Origin of the sequence: Streptomyces sp. NRRL WC-3618, from assembly GCF_001280005.1 — a bacterium.
GTDB lineage: Bacteria > Actinomycetota > Actinomycetes > Streptomycetales > Streptomycetaceae > Streptomyces.
Genome location: NZ_LGDW01000168.1, coordinates 1 through 4,112, shown reverse-complemented (window position 1 = coordinate 4,112; position 4,112 = coordinate 1). Strand labels below are relative to the sequence as shown.

The following is a 4,112-nucleotide window of genomic DNA, read 5'->3' as shown; positions in this document are numbered from 1 at the left end:
CCAGACGGCCCTCGACCACCGACCCCGACACCACACCCGAACCACTACCGGAAGCCAAAGCCTCCAACCCGGACAGGAACTGTCCTGACCCCCGGCCCAAGACCACAGCCCGGTGCTCATGGACAGCACGACCCGACAGCAGCGACCAGCCCACGTCGACGCAGTCGAGCGCATCGCGCGCGGTGACGTGCTCGACGAGCCGCCCGGCCTGCGCGCGCAGCGCCTCCGCGCTCCGGCCCGATACCAACCACGGCATCGCACTGGACAGAAGGTCCGTTTCAGCGGACTCAGAAGGTTCCGTCACCGGCACCTGCTCCACGATCACGTGGGCGTTCGTGCCGCTCACTCCGAACGACGAGACACCCGCGCGACGCGGCGCGCCGTCCGCCCGCTCGACCCACTCACGAGTCTCCGTCAGCAGCTCGACCGAGCCCGCCGCCCAGTCCACGTGCGTGCTGGGGGCGTCCACGTGGAGTGTCGGCGGCAGCGTCCCGTGGCGCATCGCCATGACCATCTTGATGACGCCCGCGGCGCCGGCGGCCGCCTGGGTGTGCCCGATGTTCGACTTCACCGATCCCAGCCACAGCGGCCGGTCGGCAGCCCGCTCCTGCCCGTAGGTCGCGAGCAGCGCCTGCGCTTCGATGGGGTCGCCCAAGGACGTGCCGGTGCCGTGTGCCTCGACGGCGTCGACGTCGGCGGGCGTGAGGCGGGCGTTGGCGAGGGCGGCGCGGATGACGCGCTGCTGGGAGGGGCCGTTGGGGGCGGTGAGCCCGTTGCTCGCACCGTCCTGGTTGATCGCGGAGCCGCGTACGACGGCCAGGATCTCGTGGCCGTTGCGGCGGGCGTCCGACAAGCGCTCCAGCAACAGCAGGCCGACACCCTCACCCCAGCCGGTGCCGTCCGCCGCCTCGGCGAACGCCTTGCAGCGGCCGTCGGCAGCGAGGCCGCGCTGGCGGCTGAACTCGATGAAGGCGCTCGGCGTGGACATCACGGTCACGCCGCCCGCGAGGGCCATGTCGCACTCGCCCTGGCGCAGCGCCTGCGCCGCCAGGTGCAGGGCCACGAGGGCCGACGAGCACGCCGTGTCGACGGTCATGGCAGGGCCTTCGAAGCCGAAGGCGTACGACAGGCGGCCGGAGACCACGCTGGCGGCGTTGCCCGTGCCGATGTAGCCCTCGGCACCGTCGGGCGCGTCCTTGAGGAGGTCCAGGTAGTCCTGGCCGTTGGTGCCCGCGAACACGCCGGTGCGGCTGCCGTGCAGCGTCGGCGGCGCGATGCCGGCGCGCTCGAACAGCTCCCACGCGGTCTCCAGGAGGAGGCGCTGCTGCGGGTCCATGGCCAGGGCCTCGCGCGGCGAGATCCCGAAGAAGTCCGCGTCGAACCCGGCCGCGTCCGGCAGGAATCCGCCCTGCCGGGCGTAGGTGGAGCCAGGCGTCGCCGGGTCGGGGTCGTACAGCGTCCCCGTGTCCCAGCCACGGTCGGCGGGGAACTCCCCCAGCGCGTCGACGCCGTCCGCGACGAGCCGCCACAGGTCTTCCGGTCCGCGTACGCCGCCGGGGAAGCGGCAGCTCATCGACACGATCGCGATGGGCTCGTCGTCGGCCGCCGTCCCTGTGGACGTCGGCGTCACGGCGGTGCTGTCGGTGACGTCGGCGGTGAGGAGGTGTCCGGCGAGGTAGTCGGCGACGGCGCGCGGCGAGGGGTGGTCGAAGACCAGAGTGACCGGGAGGGTCAGGCCGGTCGCGACGCCGAGGCGGTTGCGGAACTCGACCGAGGTGAGCGAGTCGAACCCGAGTCCCTTGAACGCGCCGTCCGCGGGTACCGCCTGCGTGCCGCCGTGTCCGAGCACGGCCGCCGCCTGGGTCCGGACGAGGTCGAGCAGGGCCCGCTCGGCGTCCGGGCGGGACAGGGCGGCCAACTGCTGCTTCAGGGGCGGGGTTTCGGTGTCGTCCGCGCTGGTGGGGTGTGCCGTGCGGGCGGCTGCCGCCTCCGGCAGGTCGTCGAAGAGGGTGCTACGGCGGGTCGCGGTGAAGCCGTCCGTGAAACGGTCCCAGACGACGTCGGCGACGACGAGCGCGGCCGCCTCCCGAACCGGCACCGGGCTGTCCGCGTGACCGCCTTGCGTCGCCGCGTGGAGTGTCGCCCTGCGTAGTGACTCGGTGGCGCGTGCGGGATCCATGACCGGCAGTCCGGCCTGGCGCATCCGATCCTCGGAGCCGTCGGCGGCGGCCATGCCGCCACCGCCCCACGGTCCCCAGGCGAGCGAGACGGCGGGCAGTCCTGCGGCGCGCCGCCGTTCGGCGAGGGCGTCGAGGAATGCGTTCGCGGCGGCGTAGTTGCCCTGGCCGGGCGCTCCCACGGTGCCGGTGAGGGAGGAGAAGAGGACGAAGGCGGTCAGGTCCGCGTCGCGGGTCAGCTCGTCCAGGTGGCGGGCCGACTCCGCCTTCGCGCGGAACACGGAGGCCATCCGGCCCTCGGTGAGGCCGTCGAGCACGCCGTCGTCCAGGACTCCGGCCGTGTGGAAGACACCGGTCAGCGGCGCGTCGTCGGGAATCCCGTCCAGGAGGCGTGCCAGCGCGTCCCGGTCCGCCGCGTCGCACGCGGCGATGGTCGCCCGTGTCCCCAACTCCTCCAGTTCGGCCTTGAGTTCGGCGGCGCCGGGCGCGTCGGGGCCACGGCGGCTCGTCAGTACCAGGTGTTCGGCGCCCTCGCGTGCCAACCAGCGCGCGACGTGCGCGCCGAGGGCACCCGTGCCACCGGTGACGAGTACCGTGCCGCCGCCCGGGGACCACTCCCCCGCCGACCCGCCGGACACGTCCACGTCGCCGAAGGGCGCGCGTACCAACCGGCGTACGAACACGCCCGACCCGCGCACCGCCACCTGGTCCTCGCCCGATGCGGCCGCGAGGACCTGCGCGAGCCGCGACGCCGCGCGGGCGTCCGCCGTCTCGGGGAGGTCGACCAGGCCGCCCCAGCGCTCCGGGTGTTCGAGGGCCGCGACGCGGCCCAGGCCCCACACCGCCGCGCCGTCCGCATCGGCGGTGGCGTCCGAGGCGCCCACGGAGACGGCGCCGCGCGTCGCCACCCACAGGGGCGCGGTCACGTCCGCGTCGCCCAGGGCCTGGACGAGGGCGAGGGTGCGGAGCGCTCCGGCCGGGACGGACTCGCCGTCGACGGCGTGCGTCTTCGAAGGCTCCGGCGTCGGCCCGCACACCGGCAGGGACAGGACTCCGGTCACGGAGATGCCCTGGCTCTCGCCGTCGTCCGAGAGGGCATCCCTCAGCTTCTCCAGGAACACTGTTCGGTCCGCGTTCTGCGGCCCAACCCGCAGCACACGCGCCTGCGCCCCGCTCTGCTCCAGCGCCCGTACGGAGGCGTCGATCCACGGCTCCGCCTCGTTCCCGGCGGGTGCCACGACCAGCCAGGTGCCCGTGAGCCCGGGTCGCGCCACCTTGGCGAGGGGCTTCCATGCGATGCGGTACTGCCAGCGGTCCAGTTCGGACTGCTCGTGCCGCTGCCGCCGCCATGCCGTCAGCGCGGGCAGCACCGACCGGAACGGCGCCTCCTCGTCGACCTCCAGGGCGCCCGTCAGCGCCGCGAGGTCCTCGTCCTCGAGGGCCTTCAAAAACCCCGCGCCCAGGGGGTCAGCGCCGTCCCCCGCCGTAGCCACCGCCGCCTGCTCCAGCGGGTTGAGCCAGTAGTGCTCGTGCTGGAAGGCGTACGTGGGCAGGTCCACGCGACGTCGGGACTCGACGGGGGCGTACAACGGGGTCCAGTCGACCTCTGTCCCGCGTACGTGGAGCCGGGCGAGGGCGGTCAGGAACGTGTCCGCTTCCGGACGGTCCTTGCGCACGGAGGCTATGAGCCCCGCCTGCGCGGCCGGGTCGGTGAGAGTGTCGTGCGCCATCGCCGTCAGGACGGAGTCGGGGCCGAGCTCAAGGAGCGTCGACACGCCCTGCGCGGTGAGGGTGGTCAAACCGTTGTGGAAACGGACCCCCTCACGAACATGGCGAACCCAGTACTCGGGGTCCTTGAGCTGGGCCGACTCGGCCAGTTCACCAGTCACGTTGGAGACGACCGGCAGCTGTGGGTCCTGGTACGTCAAGCCGCGG

General features: G+C 73.5%; 1 pseudogene. It reads right to left on the bottom strand.

The features are described from left to right. A pseudogene (locus ADL01_RS17840) lies at positions 1-4,066 on the bottom strand (SDR family NAD(P)-dependent oxidoreductase); the annotation flags it as partial. Positions 4,067-4,112 lie beyond the last annotated feature (46 nt).